Here is a 20,906-nt window from a genome sequence, read left to right as displayed (position 1 = left end):
CGCGTATCGAGAGCAAGTGGCCGGCCGCAAGACCTCAACCCTTTGCACGACAGGACACGCCCATGAACCCGCGCTCCCTCTTCCTGGTTGCCAACCTGCTCGCCCTCTCCGGATGGGGAGCGTTGATTCTCGGCATCCTCGCGAACCAGGCCTGGCTACGGGTGGTTGTTGCCGGCCGCGCTGTACCACTGCTTCTGTCGGTCCTCTACGCGGCGCTCGTCGCCATCGCCTGGCCCACCTCCGAAGGCGGCTACGACACCCTCGACGCCGTCGCTCGCCTCTTCGAGGACCCGCGCATGCTGCTCGCGGGCTGGGCGCACTACCTCGCCTTCGACCTGCTGGTGGGTGGCTGGATCGCGGACGAAGTGGACCGGCGGGGACTGACGCGCTGGCTGCTTCTTCCCGCGCTGCCGCTGACATTCCTGTTCGGACCGATCGGCCTGCTGGTTCTCGCCGCCGGCGTCGCGCTGCAGCGCGCGACATCCCGCATCGCCTGACCGGGGAGCTCGGCGATGTCCGACATCATCACCAGCACCGCGCGACTGCTTCGGCAGGAGCGGGTTGTGGCCGCGGTGGGCCTGCTCTTCCTTGCCATGATGCTGCCGGCCCTGTTCGGCCTCGCCCTCGATGGCCGGACGATCAATGCCGTTTCCGTCTGGCTGAAACCCTTCAAGTTCCAGCTGTCCTTCGGCGTTCATGTCCTGACCGTCGCGCTGGCCCTCGCCGCGCTCGACCGAAGCGCAAGGGAGGGCTGGGCCGCCAGGGCCTTTCTCCTCGCCCTCCTGACGATGTCGCTGTTCGAGGTGGTCTGGATCACCGTGCAGGGCGCCCGCGGACTGCCCTCCCACTTCGCGGTGAGCCGGTTCGAGTTCGTGATGTACCAGCTGATGGGCGCTGGTGCGACGCTCATCGTCCTCGCGACCGCGCTGCTCGGCGTGCTGGTATTGTCGCGCCCGGCACGGCAGGTGCCCCGGCTCGTGAGCCGTGCGGTCGGTATCGGGCTGCTCGTCTCCGGTATCGCGGGGTTGGTCACGGGCTGGGCCATTGCCGTGAACCATGGCCCGGTCATCGGTGGCGGCGGGCACGGCCCTGGCGTCCCGCTTCTTGGTTGGTCTGGAACGGGCGGGGATCTGCGGGTGGCGCATTTTGTCGGGCTTCACGCCGCGCAAGTGATCCCGCTACTTGGCCTCATGCTGAACGCCTGGAATGCACGTGATACGCGCCCGGTCCTTCTGGCGGCCTCGGTGGTCTGGTCGGCTGCCACTCTGGGTCTTTTCATCCAGGCGCTCGCCGGCCGCCCTTTCATTCCGCTCGGTTGAGAGGTTGCGATTGGGCGGCGCGAAGGCATGCCGCGCGGCTCTTCGGGCGCGTGTGCAGTAACCAGCAACGGCCGGCGCTGGGTGTTGAACAGCCCGGCTGGACGTGGGTGCCGAACGCCCCACGTCCAGCTTCGCTTCGGTCACCTCTGATGTTGGAGGTGACCGCGCCTGGCGGGCATCAATCCAGCGCGCGGAGCAGCGCCTCGTGGAAGCGGGCCGGTGCCTCGACCTGCGGTGAGTGGGCCAACTCAGGGAATTCCAACAGCTGGGCGCCGGGAATCGCGGCGGCGGCACGGCGGCCGAGCTCGGCGTAGCGGCCCAGGCGATCCTGCACCTCTCGCGGTGCGCGCGCGGCGCCGGGCGCTGTGCGGTCGCGGCCACCGATCATGAGCAGCGTTGGCACCCGGATGCGCCCGAATTCATGCACCACCGGTTGGGTCTGGATCATCTCCGAGGTCAGTGCCTGGTTCCAGGCCACGACGTCGCGGCCCGGGCCGGCGTAAAGGCCGGCTGCCATCCGTGCCCATTGCTCGTATTCGGGCTTCCATTGGTTGTCGTAGTAGAAGCGCAGCTGGTAGGCGCGGATGCTGTCGTAATCGGTGCGTAGCTCGCCCTGCATGTTCTGGTCCGGGCTGCTGTAGGGCACCCCCTCGGCCTGCCAATCCTCCAGCCCGAGCGGGTTGACCATCACCAGCCGTTCGGTGTTCTGCGGGAACATCAGCGCATAGCGGGCGGCAAGCATTCCGCCCATCGAGTGGCCGAGGATCGTGGCCCGCTCCACCCCACGCGCCGCCAGCAGAGCGCGGGTGTTGACGGCAAGCTGGCCGAAGCTGAACTGGTAGCGCTCCGGCTTGGTGGAAGCGCAGAAGCCGACCTGGTCGGGGGCGATCACCCGGTAGCCAGCGCCTGCAAGGGCAGCGATCGTCGTTTCCCAGGTGGCGGCGCAGAAATTCTTGCCGTGCAGGAGCACAACGGTGCGGCCGTTCGCGGCCCCGGTCGGGGCAACGTCCATGAAGGCCATCGACACCTCCTGTCGCTGCGACGGGAAGCGGAAGCGCTCGACAGGGTAGGGATAGGCGAAGCCTTCCAGCTCGGCACCGTAGGCTGGCTGGGATGGTGTGACGGTCTGACCGGTTGCTGGGGCAGCGGCCAGCAGGGTGGCAAGGGCTAGGCCGAGCGCGCGGCGGAGCGGCCAAGTGGTATGAACGAGGGAGAGCTGCATGGCGGGATATCCTCGTCGCAGTTGCGGGTCGGGTCGCGGGCGGCGGGCAACGAAGCGGACCTGACTGGCCCATTGCTATGCCGAGGCCGGGATACCTTGAACGGCTCACCGTTTCCAGGATTGACCGGGCGGATGCTGACTAGCGGTGTCTTCGTGCCATGTGCGGGGCGTCCCCGGCTCAAGGCGACCGCTGACGAAGGTGCCCTTGCCGCGCTTGATGCTGCAGGAGAGTGCCGCTGTGCAGCATCGAGGCTGGGAGAACTGATCCATGCCTTACATCAGCGGGGCCAGCTTATTACCCCTTTGCTGGCGCGACCTACGGGAACAGACCTGGGCGGGCCCTGTACCTCCGCGCAGGGTGCTGTCGCCGCCCTGCGGCCTCTGGTTCGTCCTCATGTGCCTGAGCTGGAGCTGTCGTGGTTGATTAGAGCCCCCGCATTCAGTGCGTTGGTGCATGGAGGATGAGACGCGCCATGCGCGGGGTGGCTTGGGCCTCCACCAGCACGCTGTCATCGCCAATGATGCCGCCCGCAATTTTCTCGGCAGGGTCGTTCGTGCCGGCAAAGCCGGACACGGCGGGTTCCTCTACGCGCCGATCGCCTCGGCATTCGTGCGCGCGGTGGCCACGTCGGATGTCCCGGCCATATGCCTCGCGGCGATCCAGCCGAAGGTGAGCGCGGGGCCGAGCGTGATCCCACCACCGGGGTAGTTGCCGCCCATGATGCTCGCCATATCGTTGCCTGCGGAGTAGAGGCCAGGGATCGGCTTGCCCTCCTCGTCCAGCACCTGCGCGTTCCCGTTGGACCGCAGGCCGGCAAAGGTGCCGAGATCGCCTACCACCAGCTCGACGGCGTAGAAGGGCCCTTTCGCGATCGGCGCCAGGCAGGGGTTGGGCTGGAACTCCGGATCGCCGTTGAAGCGGTTGTAGGCGGTGGAACCCTTGCCGAAGGCGCGGTCCTCTCCCCCCTCCATGTCGCGGTTCCACTCGGCAAGCGTCGCTTCCAGCCCGGTGGGGTCGATGCCCGCGTTGCGCGCCAGTTCCGCGGCGGTCTTGCCGGTCTTTAGGTAGCCGGACCGGATGTTTGGCCCGACAGGGACGGGGAAGGGCTTTACGAAGCCGAGGCCGAAGCGGCTCAGGAACGGCTGGTCCACGACGAGATAGGCGCGCGCGGCCTCGCCCGGCTTGGTGCTGGCGAACAGCGCCTGGATGAAGTCGTGATAGGAATTCGCCTCGTTCACGAAGCGCTTCCCATTCGGAAGCACCGCGATCAGCCCAGGCTTGGCGCGGTCGATGAAGTGCGGGAACACGCCCCAGCTTCCGTCTTTACGCGGCACGCGGGAGACCGGGACCCAGGCTGCGGCGTTGGGATAGCCCTGCACCACCGTGGCGCCCACGCCCTCGCCAAGCCGCAGCCCGTCGCCGGTGTTGCCGGCAGGGGCGGGGGAGAAATGCCCGGTGTTATCACGGTCATGCGGGAACATCGCGCGGCGGCGTTCCTTGTCCTGCGGAAAGCCGCCGGCCGCGAGCACCACGCCACGTTTTGCGCGCACACGGACCTCCCGGCCCTCATGCCGCACCATAGCGCCGCGCACGGCCTCCCCCTCGCGCTCGAGGCGCAGGGCGGGCGCATCGGTCCAGACCTGCACGCCGCGATCGAGCGCGCTGCGGAAAAGACGCGCGGCAAGGGCATTGCCGTTGGTCAGCAGCATGCCGCGCCCGTTCGTCACCAGGTCCCGCGCATGGGACGCCAGCCGCCCCGCCACATAGGCGGCCGAGGCCAGCGACCGCGTGACGTTGAAGAAATGCTTCAGCTCCGGCCCGGAGCCGATCATCAGCCCGACGAAGGTCAGTTCCGGCAGCGGCGGCCGCAGCCGCTTCAACTCGCTGCCCAGCCCCTGCGCGCGATAGGCCTGCGCCTTGATGGATCGCCCGCCCGAGCGGCCGCCCGGCGCGGTGGGATGGTAGTCGGAGAAGGCCGAGGCGGGTTCGAACTTCACCGCCGTCTCGCGGTCGAAGAAGTCCACCGCCTCCGGCCCGGCCGCCAGGAAGGCGTCGACGCAGTCGGCTTTGAAGTGGTTGCCAGCCTCATGGCGCAGATAGGTGCGGGCGGAGTCCACGCTGTCCTCCACCCCGTCGCGCTGCGAGACCGGGTTGTTCGGCACCCACAGGAAGCCGCCCGAGAGCGCGGTGGTGCCGCCGACATAGGGCTCCTTTTCCGCCACGATCACCGAGAGGCCGCGGGCCGCCGCCGCCACCGCCGCCGAAAGCCCGCCGGCGCCGGAGCCGACCACTAGCACGTCGCATTCCACCGTATCGGTCACGCCGTTTCCCTTCCCTTCTCCGTGGCAGCGCGCGCCAGGGCGGCCCGGCGCGCGCGCAGCACGCCGCCCATCCCCTGCTCGCGCTTCGCCAGCCAGACGCCATGGCGTTCCGGCCAGTCCGCGTAGTCGTCCTCGATGCCGAGCTGCTCGGCCGCCCGGCGCGGCCAGTAGGGATCGCGCAGCGCCTCCCGCGCGATGGCCACCAGATCGGCCTGGCCGTCCTGCAGGATGGCCTCGGCCTGGGGCCCGTCGAGGATCATCCCGACCGCCTGGGTGGTGACGCTGGCACCGCGGCGGATCGCCTCGGCGAAACCGGCCTGGAAGCCGGGGCCGCGCGGCACGGCGATGCGCCGCGTCTCCTCCGTCAACCCGCCGGAGGAGACATCGATCACATCGACCCCTTGGGCCTTCAGCGCCTCTGCCAGGGCGATGGAGTCCGCGATGTCCCAGCCACCGTCGGCTCCGTCCACGGCCGAGATCCGGCAGAACAGCGGCTTGCCATTCGGCCACTCGGCGCGGACACGGGCGGCAATCTCCAGCGCCAGCCGCATCCGCCCCGCGCGATCGCCGCCATAGCTGTCCGTGCGCCGGTTCGAGAGGGGCGAGAGGAAGCTGGCGGCGAGATAGCCATGGCCGAAATGCAGCTCCACCACATCGAATCCGGCCGCATCGGCGCGGCGGGTGGCGGTGGCGAAGTCCCCGATCACGCGCACGATGTCGGACGCATCCATTGCGGCCGGATCGCTCCATTCCGGCCCGGCCGCGATGGCGCTGGGGCCGATACGGGACCAGCTGCGCGCCGCCAACTCGTCCGCGGTGAAGGCGCGGCCGCCATGCCAGAGGGGATGGCTGCCCGCCTTGCGCCCGGCATGGGCGAGCTGCACGCCGATTGCGGAGCCCTGGCCCTTCACGAAGGCCGTCACGCGGCGCAGTGGCGCGACATGGGCATCCGACCAGAGGCCGAGATCGGCCTCCCCGATCCGCCCCTCCATGGAGACGGCCGTGCTTTCCGTCAGGATCAGACCTGCACCGCCCAGGGCGAACTTGCCGAGATGGACGAGGTGCCAGTCCGTCGCTGCGCCATCCTCGCCCGCGTGCTGGCACATGGGCGAGATGACGATGCGGTTGCGCAGGCGGAGCTCCCGCAGCGCGAGCGGAGACAGGAGAAGCGGCGCTGCCGTCATCCCACCACCGCGTGGGGTTCGACCAGGAAGGTGGTGATGTCCGCGATGAACTCCTTCGCGTGCCGCTGCGATATTTCAGCGGCGGGGGAGGCGAAGGCGGTCTTCAGGTCCTCGACGTTCCGGAACCACATCTCGACCACGCCATCCACGGGCAGGTCGGCGTAGTCCGTGGCCCCGCCGGCCTGGCGCGCGACGACGAGGTTCTGCGTGTAGCCCGCCAGACCCGGAAACCGGCCAACCGCCTCGGCATGGAAGCCGAACCACTCCTCCCGGAACCGATCGGCGTCGATATCGGGGCGGCGCCGCAGGAGCGACATGCGCTTGACCAGCGGACCCTCCGCCACCGGCACCACCGGATTGGGCTGTGTGACGAGGATGCCGCGCAACACCGCGAAGCGGTCGTTGTCGGGCCCGATCGGGGTCATTTCGGGCGAGGCAGCGGCCGCGTCCATGGCGGCGCGGTCGTCGAAGGTGAGCTGCGAGATGCCGTCGAGGTCCCAGCCTCCCCGGGCATGGTCGATGGCGAGCTGGGACCGATCCGTGACGAGGTTCTGCGCGTAGCGCCGCAATCCCGGAAGCCGCGCGGCGAGGGGGCCGTGGACCTCGCGCCAGTACCGGCGAAACGCGTCAGGTGCGGTGTCCGGGCGCCGGCTGAGCAGGCCCATGCGGACGACCATCGCGTCAGGTCGCAAGATAACCGCCATCGACCACCAGCGTGCTGCCGGTGACGTAGCTGGACATGTCGGAGGCGAGAAAGACCAGCGGCCCCACCAACTCCTCCGGCTCGCCATAGCGACGCATGGGTATGCGGGCGAGGAAGCGTTCGGACCGCTCGGGGTTGAGGCGCGTCGCCTCGGTCATGCGGGTGGCGAAGGTGCCGGGGGCGATCGCGTTCACCCGCACCCCGTCGGGCGCCAGTTCCTGCGCCAGCGCGCCCGTCAGTGCCCGCACGCCTGCCTTGGAAACGGGATAGCTGACCGAGGTGTTCGTCGAGACGAAGGAAGCGATGGAGGCGATGTTGACGACCCGCCCCTTGGTCCGCCGGAGCGCGTCGAGAAAGGCGCGGGTGACGTTGAGCGTGCCGCGGAGGTTCACGTCCATCGCGGCGTCCCAGGCACGGTCCAGCGCCGGGTCGTCCACCGTGTGACGCGGGCAGAGGCCGGCATTGTTCACGAGGATGGAGACATCGCCCCACTCCGCGGCGAGCCGGGCTGCGAAAGCGCGGCAACCGTCCAGGTCCGTGACGTCCAGCGCGTGGGAGACGGCCTGGCCAACAGCCTCGGTGATCCGCGCGGCGGTTTCGGCGGCAAGGGCAGCGTCGAGATCCGTCACCGCCACCAGCGCCCCATGCTGCGCCAGTCCTAGCGCCATGGCGGCGCCATTGCCCTGGCCGGCCCCGGTGACGAGCGCGCGTTGTCCTGACAGCAGCATCCGGGCAGTCCCTCCTTGTGCCGCGGGGTGTCGTCGCACACCTGCTGGCCGGCGGCCCATTCGAGGGGGCACCGCGGAAGCAGGCAAACACGCACCGAAATCATTCGCAAGGGACAAATTGTCGCGGCCAAGAGGTTTTGTTTATTGCATACCGCTTCGGTGGCACTTAGCCTTCCCTGAGATCGGGCATCCAAGACCCGGCCAAAGACTGGGGGAGAGGCAAGCCGCAGTGCTCCATGCCGCGCCGTCCATCCTCTCTTCCGTCTTCAATCATCCCGCACAGACGGGCGCCGCGAGGCGAGAGAGGAGGACGTGATGCAAGAGTTCCGGCCCACACGGCGTGATCTCGGGCGCGGCGCGCTCGCGGGCCTACTGGTCACACCGGCCCTGTCCGGGCGGGCGCTGGCCCAGGGGCAGCCCATCAAGCTCGGCTTCAACGGCGATCTCGCCGCCTCTCCCTCCGCCCAGTCCGGCCGCGCCGCCGTCGTCGGCATTGAGGCCGCGATTGAGGATGTGAACAAGGAAGGCGGCGTGCTTGGCCGTCCGTTCTCGCTGGTGATCCGCGACGACCTGTCCCAGCCGCCCAAGTCGATCCAGAACATGAGCGACCTAATCGACAATGAGCGCGTCGTCGCCGTGCTCGGCCCGACCAATTCCGGCAATGCGCTGGCCTGGCGCCACATCCCCAACCAGAAGCGCATCCCCGTGATGGGCTGCATCGGCTCGGCCACCGACATCACCAAGCCGATGCGCGAGGGGGCCGACAACTACATGTTCCGCGTCGGCAGCGTGGATCGCACCCAGGTCGTCACCATCATGGGTTATGCGAAGAAGCGCCCAGGCACCGGCAAGATCGGCTTCCTGACGGAGACGACCGGCTACGGCCAGGGCGGGCTGAAGGACCTGACCGAGGTTGCGGCCGCCCAGGAGATGACGCCGGTCGCGAACGAGAAGTTCAACGTCAACGACACGGACATGACCTCGCAGCTCTCCAAGCTGCGCTCGGCGGGCGTTGAGACGGCGCTGGTCTGGGCGCAGGGCACGCCGATCGGGCAGCTCATGCGCAGCATGGAGAAGATCAACTACTTTCCCACCGTGCTGACGAGCTGGGCCGCCGATAATCTCAGCTTCATCAACGCCGCCGGCCCGCAGCTTGCTGAGAAACCGATCTTCCTCCGCACGGTGTCCGAGGACCGCACGCCGCACCAGCAGGCCTTCTTTGCCCGCATCCGCCCCAGGATCGATGCGGATTCCGCCTTCTCCTTCGCCGTGCACGGCTATGACGGCACCATGCTGCTCGCCCGCGCCATCGCCCAGGCCGGCCGCACCGACGGCCCCGCGGTGCGCGAGGCGCTGGAGGACCTGCGCGGCACGCTGCAGGGCTATGCCAAGACCTACGACAAGCCCTTTAGCAAGACCGAGCACGAGGCGCTGACCGCGGCCGACCAGCGCTGGACCTGCTGGCGCGACGGCAAGCTCGCCGCCTTCAGCGACGAGGTTGTGCGCGGCCTGCAGCCCGGCGACTTCAAGGGCTGATTCCTCCCCGCGGCCCCGCCCTGTGCGGGGACCGCGGCCCAACCGGCCCAGGAGAACCGAGCCGTGCTGGCGACCATGTTGCAGGCCCTGGTGAGCGGGCTGGCGATCGGGGGGGTTTACGCCCTCATCGCCCTGAGCTTCAGCATCACCTTCACCACCACCCGCACCCTGAACTTCGCCCAGGGCGAGTTCATCGGCGTGGGCGCCTTCCTCGGCGTCACCGTGCTCTATGCCCTCTCCTCCGGGGAAAGCGGCAGCTTCGGCGCGCTGGCACCCGCGGCCTCTGAGGGCTTCCGCTATCCCGTTGCGGCGCTGGCGGTGGGCGCGGCGCTGGGTACGCTCGGCCTGCTGCTTTTCCTTGCCGCTATCCGCCCCTTCGCGGGCAAGCCCGGCATGTCCTGGGTAATGAGCACAATCGGCTTCGGCATTATCCTGCAGTCCCTGGGTCTCGCGGTCTGGGGTCCGGCGCCCGTGAACATGCCGTCCCCCTTCGGCGACGGCGTGCTGCGCCTCGGCGGGGCCGGCGTGCGGCCGCAGGAGATCGCGGTGTTGGTCGTGGCCGTGGTGCTGATGGTCGCGCTCGACCTCGTCATGCGCCGGACGCGGCTGGGCAAGGCGATGCGCGCCGTCGCCTATGATCCGGATGTCGCGGCGCTGATGGGCATTAACGTCACCGCCGTCATGCTCGGCGCCTTCGCCCTGTCCTCCGCGCTGGCGGGGGTGGGCGGTGTGCTGGTGGCCCCCATCGCCTCGGCCTCGCTCTTCATGGGCATGGGCATCGCGCTCAAGGCCTTCTCCGGCGCCATCCTCGGCGGCCTGGACAACCCGCGCGGCTGCATCTTCGGCGGCTTTGCCCTTGGTCTGCTGGAATCGGGCGTTGCGCTCTGGCAGGCCCAGTGGCGCGAGATCGCCGTGTTCCTCCTCATCATCCTCGTGCTCGCCGTGAAGCCGAACGGGCTGTTCGGCCGGCGCGCGTTGGACAAGGTGTGACGCCGATGCGCCATGCTCTCCTGGCCGTGCTGTTCGCAGCGGCGGTGGCCCTGATGGCCGCCGTGGTAACCAACGACTTCTACCTGCGCGTCCTGTTCAACATCGGCATCTACTTTCTCTGCGCCTCCGGCATGAACGTGCTGCTCGGCTATGCCGGGCAGAAGTCGCTCGGCCAGGCCGGGCTCTTCGCGGCAGGCGCTTATGGCGCGGCGCTGCTCACCACCTCCTCCTGGGATCTCGGCCCCTGGACCGCGCTGGTGCTCGCCACCGTCATCGCGGCGCTCTGCGGCGTGCTGATCGCGGCGCCCTCGCTCCGTGTGCGCGGGCCGAGCCTTGCCATGGTCACCCTCGCCTTCGGCATCGTCGTGGAGAAGCTGGTGACGGAGGCCGAGGTCTTCGGCGGGGCCATGGGCATCTACGCCATCAAGCCTCTCACCTTCGCCGGCCAGCCGCTGGACATGACACAATGGGTCTGGCTCGTCGTCGCGCTCGGCCTCGGTCTGCACCTGTTGCTGCGCAATCTGCTCACGGGTCGCTACGGCCGCGCCTTCCTCTCGCTCCAGGCGGATGAGGTGGCCTCTGCCGCTGTGGGCGTGCCCGTGCTGCGGACCAAGATCCTCGCCTTCGTCATCGCCGCCGCCACCTGCGGGCTAGCCGGCGCGCTGGTGGCGCAGCAGAACCAGTACATCAACTCCGACTTCATCAACTTCAACCTCTCGATCTTCATCCTGCTCCTCGTCCTGTTCGGCGGCGCCGGATCGCTGCTGGGCCCCATCCTCGGCGCGGTGACGCTGACGGTGATCACGGCCCTCGTCGCCCGCTGGTCCTGGATCGAGCACTTCGTGCAGGGCGCGCTGCTGCTCTTCGCGCTCTACGTCATGCCTAAGGGGTTGGCCGGCGTGATCGATTCCCTGTTCCGCCGCCGAGACAGCACCGAGGCCTCGCGGCGCGCCGAGACCCCGAGTCCTGACGCTTGCCTTCCCGTCCGGGCCGCGGCTGCCGCGCCCAATGCGCCGATGCTGACGGCGGACCGGCTTAATAAGGCCTATGGCGGCGTCCGCCCGGCACGCGATGTTTCGGCCAGCCTCACCCGCGGGCATATCCACGCGCTCATTGGCCCGAACGGCGCGGGCAAGAGCACCTTCATCAACATGCTGTCCGGCGTGGTCCGCCCGGATTCCGGCAGCATCCTCTTCCAGGGCGAGGCGCTGGGCCGCACGGCACCGCATGTCATCTGCGCCCGCGGCATCGCACGCAGCTTCCAGAACCTCCGCCTGTTCCGGGATCTTTCGGTGCGGGACAACGTCCTGCTCGGCCAGCACGCCCGCATGCGCAACGGCTTCCTCTCCTCCCTGCTCGGCTTACCCCTGGCGTGGCGGGAGGAGCGGGCGGCGGAGGTGCGCGTCGGCGAGATCCTGCGCTTCCTCGGCCTCTCCGGCCTGGCGGAGCAGCCCGCCGGTGCGCTTCCCTACGGCCTGCAGCGCCGGGTGGAATTGGCGCGCGCGCTCGCCACCGAGCCGCATCTCCTGCTGCTTGATGAACCGGCCGCCGGGCTGAATCCGCAGGAGACCGCGGAACTCGGCCAGCTCCTGCTCCGCATCCGCGACCAGGGCATCACCATCCTGCTCGTGGAGCATCACATGGACCTCGTCATGGCGATCTCCGACCACGTGATCGTCCTGGACTATGGCGCCACCATTGCCGAGGGTCCGCCGATGAAGGTGCAGGCCGATCCGCGCGTCATGGCTGCCTATCTCGGCACCGAGGAGGACGAGCCCGAACAAGCCCGGCCCGAGCCGGAACTGGCGGTACGGGCATGAGCGTGATGCTGGAGGTGCGCGGGGCATGCATCGGCTACGGCCCCATCCAGGCCGTGACCGATGCCTCGATCCGCGTGGAGCAGGGCCAGGTCGTCGCCATCGTCGGCGCGAACGGTGCGGGCAAGACGACGCTGATGAAGGCCATCGCGGGGCTGCTGCCGCTCTCGGCCGGGCAGATCCTGTTCGAGGGGCGGGACATCACCTCCCTGCCGCCAAACCGCCGCGTGCAGGCCGGGATCGCTCTCTCCCCTGAGGGGCGGCGGGTCTTCCCGGATCAAAGTGTCCGGGACAATCTCGAACTCGGCGCCTGGTCCCGCGATCTCGCGCCCGCCGCGATGGCCGCGGCCGTGGAGGCGCAATATGCCATCTTCCCGCGCCTGCGCGAACGGCAGGACCAGATGGCCGTCACCCTTTCAGGCGGCGAGCAGCAGATGCTGGCCATCGCCCGCGCCCTGATGGGTGAGCCGCGTCTGCTGCTGCTGGACGAGCCCTCGCTCGGCCTCGCGCCGCTGATCATCCGGGAGATCTTCGGCATCATTCGCGCGCTCCGCGCGCGCGGCATCACGGTGTTGCTGGTGGAGCAGATGGCAAAGCTGGCGCTCGGCGTTGCCGATCAGGCCTATGTGCTGGAAACCGGCCGCGTCACCCTGAACGGGACTGGCGCGGCGCTGCTGCAGGATCCGCAGGTGCGCGCGGCCTACCTCGGCGCGGGACACTGACCGGGGACGCAGGCATCGGGGCGAGGTAGCCCAGCTCGCTCGAGAGGCGCCGCGCCAGGGCGAGCACAGCGGCGGGCTGCGGACTGTCCGGCCCGCAGTCCAGCGTACCTTCGTTGCCGATGGCGGTGATGGCGTGCTGCAACTGGCCTGTATGGTCGAAAACCGGTGCGCTGATCGCGTTGATCCCTGGCACCGGGACGCCCTCGGTCGTCGAGTAGCCGAGGCTGCGGATCGCGGCGATGTCGTGCTCCAGCCGCCCCTCGGTCGTGGCCTTTCCCACCTTGCGGCTGGCCGCCCCGCCCTCGCGCAGCTCCTCCATCAGCAGAGGCCTCACCTGCTGGGCCGGCAGGAAGGCGGCGAAGAGCCGCCCCGTCGCGGTGCCGGTGATGGTGTAGACTGATCCCGCACGCAGGTTTACATGGATCGGCTGGTTGGATTCATGCACCTCGATGATCGTGGGCCCGTGCGTGCCCCAGACGGCGATGGTGACCATCAGCCCCATCTCCGTCGCGAATTCCGCCGCCGCGCGGCCGGACATGCGCAGCGGATGGGCGCTCCGAAGCCGCGCCAGGCCGATCTCCAATGCGAAGGGCCCGAGGTAGTAACGCCCACTCACCTCGTCCTGCTCGACCAATCCGAGCTTACGGAAGCTGACGAGGTAGGCATGTGCCTGGGCAGGTGTCAGCTCGGCGGCGTGAGAAAGGTCCCGAAGCATCGCTGGCTGGCCGACATCGACCATCGCCCGCAGCAGTCGGCCGCCAACCTCGATGGACTGTACGCCCCGGCCTTCCACCATTGCCTGAACCCTCATTTCCGCCGCATCGATTGGATTGGACGATAACACTTCTTGCGTTCTAGCTGACAGCAGGGCGGCCTATCCTTGGACGGCAGGGGCGATTGCAGCCTGCAGTCGCTGTAACTCCGGCTGTGGCAAGCCGGTCAGGCCGCAATACCTCCACGCGGCGGATAAGGGCCGCAACATGGAAGCCGGACGGGCGGCCGTGAGACGGGGTGGCTTGACCCGTTCACATAGGTCTTCCCGGACCACGTCAGGCGCGGAATAATCCTCAGACCGACACAAATTGGCCATTCCGTCCGTCGATACAGCGCCGGACCTGATCGGGTCGTGATATTCGGAAGGCAGTGCAGATGCATTCCCAACTGGATCTTGCCGTGTCCGCGATCCGGCATCTCGCGCATTACGCCGAGATGCATGATCTGTCGGATGCTGACCAAATCCTGACGGATATCCTTGCCTTCCTGTTCGGGCAGCAGCTGCAGCATCGCTGCGCTGCTAGCGCCCCCTGAGCCGGTCGAGCCGCTTCAGGCAGGCCTTGCATGTCACCTCGTGATGCGGAGGTTCCTCCCAGCCGGACCCGTTGCCGGGCTCGTCCGCGCACAGGGCAGGGCGGCAGTAAGGCGTGACCGCGTGGTAGACGCGGGTGCCCCCACCGACCGGCCGGCCTGCCTTTCGCAGGGCGACGAAGGTGCGGCCGGATACGGTGATCGCGTTCAGCATTCCTGGAGGAACTCGCCTGAGGACAGGAGGGCGGCAACCAAGCCTGGAAAGCGTTCGGATCCAAGCATTTTCCTCGTCATAGCGGCTCCCACGCCGGGGTTGGCCCGCCGCCCGGGTAGGGCCCGGATGCCGGTGGCTAACAAATGTAATGTGTGGGGGGATGCGCAATTTGAGCGCCCCCCCAAGTGCGCGCACGATGGACCTTGCTTTCGACGCCCACGCCCCGGCCGCCTTGGACCGGAGCGCTTCCTTGCTGGCGCGCTTGCGCGCGATCGGGCCGGCTGTCGGGAGCCGGGCGGGCGAGCTGGACGAGACCGACGGCGGATTGCCTGAGGCGGATGTCGGCCTTCTTGCCGCCAAGGGCCTCCTTGCCGCTCCGCTTCCCACCGAGTTCGGGGGCGTCGGCTGGGGCACGGAGCCCGGCGGCGGTGAAGGTGCGTTCGAGGCGCTTCGGCTGGTGGGGCGGACCAGCCTGCCACTTGGGCGGCTGTTCGAGGGGCATATGAACGCTCTTCGTCTGGTGATGACCTACGGCACGCGCACCCAGCAGCGCTCTGCGGCCGAGGATGCCCGGGCGGGCTGCCTTTTCGGTGTCTGGAACACCGAGGGCAGCTCTGTCTCGCTTCGCATGGAGGACGGCGTCCTGCGGGGTGGCAAGATCCTCTGCTCAGGGGCGGGGTTGGTGGAACGGGCGCTGGTCACCGGCCGGCAAGGCGGGGAAGGGCCGCCGCAGATGCTCGTCGTCCCGCTCCCGCGCGGGACGGAGCGGGCCAGCCTTGCGGGCTGGACACCGCATGGCATGCGCGCCTCGGCGACGGGAAGCATCGACCTGGATGGGATTCCGGTCACCTCCGACATGCTGCTCGGTGAGCCCGACATCTATTTTCGCCAGCCGGATTTCTCCTCCGGCGCCTGGCGCTTTCTCGCCGTGCAGCTCGGCGGCATCGAGGCAGTGGCGGAGGCCTTGCGCGCGCACCTGCTGCGCACCGGCCGTGGCGAGAACCCGCATCAAGCCGCGCGCTTCGGGGAGGTGCTGACGGCGACGGAGACGGCGCGGCTGTGGGTCCACCGCGCCGCCCTTATGGCGGAACAGCGGACGGCACCGTCGGACCATCTCGTCGCCTATGTGAACCTCGCGCGCGGCGCGGTGGAACGGGCAGGGCTTGATGTCATGGAAGTTGCTACCCGCTCGGTCGGGCTGCAGGGGCTCATGCGGCCGCATCCGCTGGAGCGGCTGATGCGGGACCTCGCCACCTACCTCCGCCAGCCAGCGCCGGACCATGCGCTGGTCTCGGGCGCGGCCGCCGGGCTCGCCTTCGCGGAACCGGTTGGGGAGATGTGGCCGGACGCGGTTCGTTGATCGCTGCCGATTACCTCCGCGCAGCGGAGGATCTTCCCCTGGTCGGGCTGGAAGCGCTCATGCCGTCCGGCGGCGCGGTGGTGCTGGCCCCGCATGCGGATGACGAGTCCCTCGGCTGCGGCGGCCTGCTCGCCGCGCTCGCCACGGCTCGACGTCCGGCACGCGTGGTGGTGATGTCCGACGGGGCCGGGTCTCATCCGAATTCGCGTACCCATCCCGGCCCTGTGCTGCGCGCCCTGCGCGAGGAGGAGGCGCGGGAGGCCTGCCGCATCCTGGGCGTGCCGGAACCGTGCTGCCTGGGCTGGCCGGACGGAGACGTGCCCGTCTTGGGCGAGCGCTTCGAGCGGGCCGTGGAGGCGGTGCTGGCGGCATCGGCCGGGATCGGCACCCTCGTCGCCACCATCGCGCTGGATCCGCACAAGGATCACGAGGCCAGCTGGGCGATCGCACGCGCGGCCGCGGCGCGGGGCGGGAAACGGCTGCTCGGCTATCCCGTCTGGGCTTGGCGGCATCTCTATCCGGCCATGGCGCCCATCGCGCCGGTTGAGGTGCCGGAGCCGCCCCGCGGGTTTCGGCTGGATGTCGCGCCGTGGCTTGAGACGAAGCGCCGCGCGGTGCTGGCGCATCGCAGCCAGACCACCCGGCTCATCGCCGACGATCCCGACGGTTTCGTGCTGACGGAGCCCGTGCTCTCCGTGCTGCTGCGCCCCTTCGAGGTCTATCTGGAGAATCCTGCGTGACGCGCGCGACACCGCCGGCGGAATCCCTGCCGGCCACCTTCTTCGAGGACTTCTACAGCCGAGACCCCGATCCCTGGGGTTTTGCAAAGCACGAGTACGAGCGGAACAAATACGCCGCCACCTTGGCCGCCCTGTCGCAGCCCCGCTACGCCAATGCCTTCGAGGTGGGCTGCTCGATCGGTGTCCTCACGCGGCAACTGGCCGAGCGCTGCGACCGGCTGCTCTCGGTGGACGCCGCCGAGGCACCGCTCGGGGCCGCGCGGGAGCGCTGCGCGGATGCGCCGCATGTAACGATCCGCCGCGCCCGCGTGCCCGAGGACTGGCCGGTAGGAGAGAGCTTCGACCTCATCCTGCTCTCCGAGGTCCTGTACTACTTCAGCCCCGCGGACCTCGCCGTGGTGACAGATCTCGTGCTCGGGTCGCTGCGGCCAGGTGGTGAGGTGGTGCTGGTGCACTGGCTGCCGGTGGCGGATCCGCCCTATCCGCAGACAGGGGACCAGGCGGTGGAGGGCTTCCTTGCTGCGGCCGGCCCCGCCCTGCAGCCGCTGACCATCAGGCGTGAGGAACTCTACAGGCTGGATGTCCTTCGCCGTGCATGACGTGCCGTCCTCGCGCCAGCCGCCCGTCGCAGCTTCGCCACGATCCGCCTCCAGTGATGCGCTCCGGGATACTGGAGACGTTCCATTGCATGTTCGGCCGCCCATGAAGATCGCGATCATCGCCCACCTCAAATACCCGATCGCCGAGCCCTTCGCGGGCGGGCTGGAAATGCATACGCATCTTCTGGCGCGGCATCTGATCGGCCGCGGGCACGAGGTCACGCTGTTCGCCTCGGCGGGCTCCGATCCCGCCCTTAACCTCCGGGCGGTCTGCCCGCCCACGGGCACGCCGACGGAGGCGCTGGAAGCGGAGCGGACGGCGCTCGCGGAGCACCGGGCCTACGTAGCCATCATGGACGCGGTCTCTTGCGGCGGCTTCGACGTGGTGCACAACAACTCGCTGCACTACCTGCCGCTGCTGGAGGCGCATCGCGTTTCGGCGCCGATGGTGACCTCCTTTCATTGCCCGCCCTTCATGGAACTGGAGAACGGCGTCGCCGAGCGGTCGCGCCGGGACATGCGCTTCGTCGCGGTGTCGGACGTGGTCGTGGGCATGTGGCAGGGGGTGGTGCGCGTGGATGCCGTGATCCCGAACGGCATCGACCTCGACCTGTTCCAGCCCCGGCTCGAGCGGACCGAGGCGGCACACGCCATCTGGTTCGGCCGGCTGGTGCCGGAGAAGGGCGCGCATCTCGCCATTGCCGCCGCGCGGCTCGCGGGCATGCCGCTGCGCATCGCCGGGCCGATGAACGACGCCGCGTACTGGCGCGAGGAGGTGGCACCGGCCCTCGGTGGGGATGTCACCTATCTCGGTCATCTCGACCACGCCGCCCTCTCCCGTGCCGTGGCGGCGGCATCGGTCGCCGTCATCACCCCGCGCTGGGAGGAACCTTATGGGCTGGTCGTCGCCGAGGCGCTGGCCTGCGGCACGCCGGTGGCGGGATTCGCACGGGGCGCGCTGCCGGAACTGACAGACGCCGCCACGGGCCGCCTGGCTCCGGCCGATGATGTCGGGGCGCTGGCGCGCGCGATCCGCGCCGCCGCCTCCCTCTCTCGCGCCGACTGCCGCGCGCGCGCCGAGGCGATCTGCGATGCGCGCGTGATGGTGGGCGCTTATGAGGAGCTCTACACCGCGGAGATGGAGCGCCATGCGGCCCGGGCGGGCGTGACTGGCAGCGCCGCGCCATGAACGGCCCGCCTTGTGCCGTTTGCGTGCCGGCGCGAAACGAAAGGGAGGCGGTGCCGCACCTTCTGGCGGCATTGGCGGCGCAGGAGGTGTCGGGCCCGCTCCGGGTAGTCGTCGCGGCGAACAACTGCACGGACGGAACAGCCGCGCGCCTGCGCGAGCTGGCGGAGGAGGAGCCGCGCCTGGCACTGCGGGTGATCGAGGCGACGCTGCCGCCGGACCGCGCTAAGGTCGGTGTCGCGCGCGGCATGGCGATGGATGCGGGCGCGGCCTGGCTGGAAGCGGACGGTGTCCGGGGCGGTGTGCTGATCGCGACCGATGCCGATGCTGCCCCGCCGCCGGGCTGGGTCGCTGCAAATCTGCGCGCGATCGGGGCGGGGGCTGAGGCCGTAGGCGGTGAGATCCGCCTGTTGGAGGATCCCGCGCATCCCCTGCCGGCCTGGCTGACCGCAACGCGCGCCCGGGTAGCGCGCTACTGGTCCGCCGTGCGGGATCTTGCCCATCGCATCGACCCGCTGCCGCATGATCCGCCGCCGCGGCACGGCGACCATACGGGCGCGAGCCTGGCCGTCACGGTCGCCGCCTACCGCGCCGCAGGCGGCGTGCCCGCCCTGGCGAGCCAGGAGGACCTTGCTCTCGTCGCCGCCATCGAGCGGAATGGCGGGCGTCTGCGTCACGCGCCCGATGCCTGGGTGGCCGTTTCCGCCCGTGAGGAGGGCCGCGCGAGCGGCGGCATGGCGGAGGAGATGCGCAAGTGGCGGCGCATCGCGGAGGGTGCCGAGCCGCATCTCCTGCCCGATGCCGCGCATTGGCAGGCGGTGTTCCAGCGGCGCCTCGCGCTGCGCCAGGACTTCGAGGCTGGGCTGGGCACCACGGCGGCGCGCACCGGCGCCGATCCGGGCTTGCTGGCGAGGATCGCGCGGGAGAGCGCGAACAGTATCGCCTTCGTGGCCCGGGCCGAGCCGGTGCTGCCGCCGCTGGAGCCCCGCTGGGAGCCGATCGGCCTGGCAACCCTGGCGCTGGAGCGGCTGGCGGCGCGCGCCGAGGCGGCATGAGGCCCATCGGCTACTACGTGCACCATCAGGGCGTTGGGCATTGGCAGCGCGCGACGGCGCTGGCCCGGCTGATGCAGCGGCCTTGCGTGCTGCTCGGGACCGTTGGCGCCGAGATGATGCGTGGCGCGCCCTGCCCGGTGGTGGCGCTGCCCGATGATGCTCCGGCCGGCGCGGATCATGGTGACGTGGGTGGCGTGCCGGGGCTGCACTTCGCGCCCCTGGGGCATGACGGGCTCCGGCGGCGCGCGGCGATGATGGCGGGCTGGATCGCCGAGGCGCGGCCCGCGCTCATGGTGATCGACGTATCGGTGGAGGCGGCCATCCTCTCGCGCCTGCTGTCCACGCCCTTCCTGTATTTCCGCCTCGCCGGGCTGCGGGACGACCCGCCCCATCTCGCCGCGTTCCGGGCCGCCGAGGCGCTGATCGCGCCGTATCCGCCCGAGCTGGATGCGGAAGGCGTACCGGACTGGGTGGCCGCGAAGTCCTTTCATTCGGGCTTCCTGGCACCGCGGCCGGCCGGCGCAGCGGGCGGGGGCGGGATTGTCGCCGTTTTCGGCCAGGGCGGGACGGGAGGGGACGGCGTGGCGCTGGCCGCGGCCGCGCGCGCCATGCCGGGCCGGCGCTGGCGCGTGGTCGGACCCGTGACCGGTGCCAGCGCGCTTCCTTCCAATCTGGAGCTGCTGGGCTGGCGTGACGATGCCCCTCAGCTGATGGCCGGAGCCGATCTGGTCATTGGCGGGGCAGGGGACGGGCTGGTTTCGGAGGTGGCGGCGCTCGGGAAGCGCTTTCTCTGCCTTCCGGAGCCGCGGCCATTCGGAGAGCAACTGCTCAAGGCCCGGCGCCTCGCGGCACTTGGTGCTGCCATCGTGCTTGAGACCTGGCCCGGGGAGGGGGAGTGGCCGGCGGTGCTGGGCGAGGCGGAGGCGCTGGATCCTGCCCGGATCGCGGCGCTGTACGATCCTGGCGCCCTCGCCAGGACGGCGGCCTTCATCGATGCGCAGGCGGACCGCGCCGAGCGCTACGGTCAGTAGGCCCGCTCGGGCGGGCATGCGGCGGCCTCGATCTCCGCCGGGGTTGGGTGGCGCAGGACGGTCAGCGTACCGGCATCATGGAAAGGGGCGATGAGTCCCATCGCCGCGAACGCATCCAGCCATCCGTCCATCGGCCAGAAGCCATGCCGCGCCCGGAAGCGCTGAGCGTTCGCCACGATGTCAGGGAAATGCTGCAGCGGCGGGTCATAGACGCGGTGGTGCTGGTGGAAGGCGACGGTGCTGCCGGTGAAGAGCAGCGGGACCCCGGCGGCCCTGGCCCGGAAGGCCAGGTCGGTGTCCTCCGCACCATAGCCGGTGAAGCTCTCGTCGAAGCCGCCGAGGCGCCGGAAGGTGTCCTGCCTGACGGCGAAGGCGAGGGACCAGAACAGCCCTGTATTCGGTTCCTCCCGGAGGCCTGCCTGCGGGAAGTGCCGGACGGCATGGCGCTGGCCGACCGCCCGCAGCCGCGCCTCGTCCCAGCCATGCGCAGTGGCACCGGCAGGCAGGTAGAGGATCTCGCAGCAGATCAGCGCGTCCTCCGCCGCGGCATCGGCCGACAGGGCCGCGACCAGATTGGCAGCGGGGATGCAGTCCACGTCGAGGAAGATCAGGATCCCCGCATCCGCCCGTTCGGCCGCGGCGTTGCGCGCCCGGGCGAGTGGCAGGCCGGGCAAGGGCATGCGGTGATGCAGCAGCGGAAAAGGCATGGGCGGGATGGCCGCGATGCTCTCGCCCATATCCACGACCACGCAGCGGCCGGGATGCGACGTGCCGCGCGAGAGACCGTCGAGGAGATTGCCCAGATGCCCGTCCCGGCCCTTCACCATGGTCAGAAGGCTGACTGCCGGCACCTGCATCGCCCTCTCATCCTGA

General features: G+C 69.7%; 21 protein-coding genes. 13 read left to right on the top strand and 8 right to left on the bottom strand.

What is annotated here, in order from left to right:
• Positions 1–62 precede the first annotated feature (62 nt).
• Positions 63–497: an ABA4-like family protein gene (locus tag ACVBD7_RS16890; RefSeq protein WP_458094398.1), complete on the top strand. Its 435-nt coding sequence runs from the start codon at positions 63–65 to the stop codon at positions 495–497.
• 15 nt (positions 498–512) lie between these two features.
• Complete coding sequence (locus tag ACVBD7_RS16885; RefSeq protein ID WP_458094397.1) at positions 513–1,319, top strand: hypothetical protein; 807 nt, start codon at positions 513–515, stop codon at positions 1,317–1,319.
• A gap of 178 nt (positions 1,320–1,497) precedes the next feature.
• Here ACVBD7_RS16885 and ACVBD7_RS16880 read toward each other — a convergent pair whose 3' ends face one another.
• The 6 genes from ACVBD7_RS16880 to ACVBD7_RS16855 form a co-directional block, all read right to left on the bottom strand.
• Positions 1,498–2,541 (bottom strand): alpha/beta fold hydrolase, encoded by a 1,044-nt coding sequence (locus ACVBD7_RS16880; RefSeq protein WP_458094396.1) that lies wholly within the window; start codon positions 2,539–2,541, stop codon positions 1,498–1,500.
• Positions 2,542–2,980: 439 nt separating this feature from the next.
• Positions 2,981–3,115, bottom strand: a complete 135-nt coding sequence (locus ACVBD7_RS16875) for a hypothetical protein (protein ID WP_458094395.1) — start codon at positions 3,113–3,115, stop codon at positions 2,981–2,983.
• Between the two features lie 11 nt (positions 3,116–3,126).
• Positions 3,127–4,863, bottom strand: coding sequence for an FAD-dependent oxidoreductase (locus ACVBD7_RS16870; RefSeq protein WP_458094394.1), 1,737 nt, complete (start codon positions 4,861–4,863; stop codon positions 3,127–3,129).
• Positions 4,860–6,047, bottom strand: coding sequence for an NADH:flavin oxidoreductase/NADH oxidase (locus ACVBD7_RS16865; RefSeq protein ID WP_458094393.1), 1,188 nt, complete (start codon positions 6,045–6,047; stop codon positions 4,860–4,862). Before ACVBD7_RS16865 ends, ACVBD7_RS16870 begins: the two co-directional genes overlap by 4 nt.
• Complete coding sequence (locus ACVBD7_RS16860) at positions 6,044–6,739, bottom strand: EthD domain-containing protein (protein ID WP_458094392.1); 696 nt, start codon at positions 6,737–6,739, stop codon at positions 6,044–6,046. The genes ACVBD7_RS16865 and ACVBD7_RS16860 overlap by 4 nt, the downstream gene beginning before the upstream one ends.
• The gene (locus tag ACVBD7_RS16855) at positions 6,729–7,478 is read right to left on the bottom strand and encodes an SDR family NAD(P)-dependent oxidoreductase (RefSeq protein ID WP_458094391.1); all 750 of its coding nucleotides are present in this window, start codon (positions 7,476–7,478) and stop codon (positions 6,729–6,731) included. The genes ACVBD7_RS16860 and ACVBD7_RS16855 overlap by 11 nt, the downstream gene beginning before the upstream one ends.
• Before the next feature lie 315 nt (positions 7,479–7,793).
• On the opposite strand from ACVBD7_RS16855, the gene ACVBD7_RS16850 reads away from it, so the two are divergent.
• The 4 genes from ACVBD7_RS16850 to ACVBD7_RS16835 all read left to right on the top strand — a co-directional run bounded on the left by ACVBD7_RS16850 (position 7,794) and on the right by ACVBD7_RS16835 (position 12,543).
• A complete protein-coding gene (locus ACVBD7_RS16850; protein WP_458094390.1) occupies positions 7,794–9,014 on the top strand; it encodes an ABC transporter substrate-binding protein in 1,221 nt (406 codons plus the stop codon).
• A 63-nt stretch (positions 9,015–9,077) separates the two neighbouring features.
• The gene (locus ACVBD7_RS16845) at positions 9,078–10,004 is read left to right on the top strand and encodes a branched-chain amino acid ABC transporter permease (protein WP_458094389.1); all 927 of its coding nucleotides are present in this window, start codon (positions 9,078–9,080) and stop codon (positions 10,002–10,004) included.
• A gap of 5 nt (positions 10,005–10,009) precedes the next feature.
• The gene (locus ACVBD7_RS16840; protein WP_458094388.1) at positions 10,010–11,824 is read left to right on the top strand and encodes a branched-chain amino acid ABC transporter ATP-binding protein/permease; all 1,815 of its coding nucleotides are present in this window, start codon (positions 10,010–10,012) and stop codon (positions 11,822–11,824) included.
• The gene (locus ACVBD7_RS16835; protein ID WP_458094387.1) at positions 11,821–12,543 is read left to right on the top strand and encodes an ABC transporter ATP-binding protein; all 723 of its coding nucleotides are present in this window, start codon (positions 11,821–11,823) and stop codon (positions 12,541–12,543) included. Before ACVBD7_RS16840 ends, ACVBD7_RS16835 begins: the two co-directional genes overlap by 4 nt.
• Here the strand turns inward: ACVBD7_RS16835 and ACVBD7_RS16830 are convergent.
• On the bottom strand, positions 12,467–13,354 hold the full coding sequence (locus ACVBD7_RS16830; RefSeq protein ID WP_458094386.1) for an IclR family transcriptional regulator: 888 nt from the start codon (positions 13,352–13,354) through the stop codon (positions 12,467–12,469). The genes ACVBD7_RS16835 and ACVBD7_RS16830 overlap by 77 nt on opposite strands.
• A 338-nt stretch (positions 13,355–13,692) precedes the next feature.
• Here ACVBD7_RS16830 and ACVBD7_RS16825 point away from each other — a divergent pair, with 338 nt between their 5' ends.
• From ACVBD7_RS16825 to ACVBD7_RS16795, 7 genes are all read left to right on the top strand, one after another.
• Positions 13,693–13,851, top strand: coding sequence for a hypothetical protein (locus tag ACVBD7_RS16825; RefSeq protein WP_458094385.1), 159 nt, complete (start codon positions 13,693–13,695; stop codon positions 13,849–13,851).
• Between the two features lie 461 nt (positions 13,852–14,312).
• Positions 14,313–15,422: an acyl-CoA dehydrogenase family protein gene (locus ACVBD7_RS16820; protein ID WP_458094384.1), complete on the top strand. Its 1,110-nt coding sequence runs from the start codon at positions 14,313–14,315 to the stop codon at positions 15,420–15,422.
• On the top strand, positions 15,419–16,162 hold the full coding sequence (locus ACVBD7_RS16815) for a PIG-L deacetylase family protein (protein ID WP_458094383.1): 744 nt from the start codon (positions 15,419–15,421) through the stop codon (positions 16,160–16,162). Before ACVBD7_RS16820 ends, ACVBD7_RS16815 begins: the two co-directional genes overlap by 4 nt.
• Entirely contained in the window at positions 16,159–16,761 is a 603-nt protein-coding gene (locus ACVBD7_RS16810; protein ID WP_458094382.1) for a class I SAM-dependent DNA methyltransferase, read from the top strand. The genes ACVBD7_RS16815 and ACVBD7_RS16810 overlap by 4 nt, the downstream gene beginning before the upstream one ends.
• Positions 16,762–16,864: 103 nt before the next feature.
• On the top strand, positions 16,865–17,950 hold the full coding sequence (locus tag ACVBD7_RS16805) for a glycosyltransferase (RefSeq protein WP_458094381.1): 1,086 nt from the start codon (positions 16,865–16,867) through the stop codon (positions 17,948–17,950).
• A 50-nt stretch (positions 17,951–18,000) separates the two neighbouring features.
• A complete protein-coding gene (locus ACVBD7_RS16800; protein ID WP_458094380.1) occupies positions 18,001–19,002 on the top strand; it encodes a glycosyltransferase in 1,002 nt (333 codons plus the stop codon).
• The gene (locus tag ACVBD7_RS16795; RefSeq protein ID WP_458094379.1) at positions 18,999–20,033 is read left to right on the top strand and encodes a glycosyltransferase; all 1,035 of its coding nucleotides are present in this window, start codon (positions 18,999–19,001) and stop codon (positions 20,031–20,033) included. Before ACVBD7_RS16800 ends, ACVBD7_RS16795 begins: the two co-directional genes overlap by 4 nt.
• On the opposite strand, the gene ACVBD7_RS16790 is transcribed toward ACVBD7_RS16795, so the two are convergent.
• The gene (locus ACVBD7_RS16790) at positions 20,027–20,890 is read right to left on the bottom strand and encodes a glycosyltransferase family 2 protein (protein ID WP_458094378.1); all 864 of its coding nucleotides are present in this window, start codon (positions 20,888–20,890) and stop codon (positions 20,027–20,029) included. The two genes, ACVBD7_RS16795 and ACVBD7_RS16790, sit on opposite strands and share 7 nt — an antisense overlap.
• Positions 20,891–20,906 lie beyond the last annotated feature (16 nt).

The organism is Roseomonas sp. WA12 (genome assembly GCF_054165765.1).
This window is presented reverse-complemented; position numbering and strand designations above follow the sequence as displayed.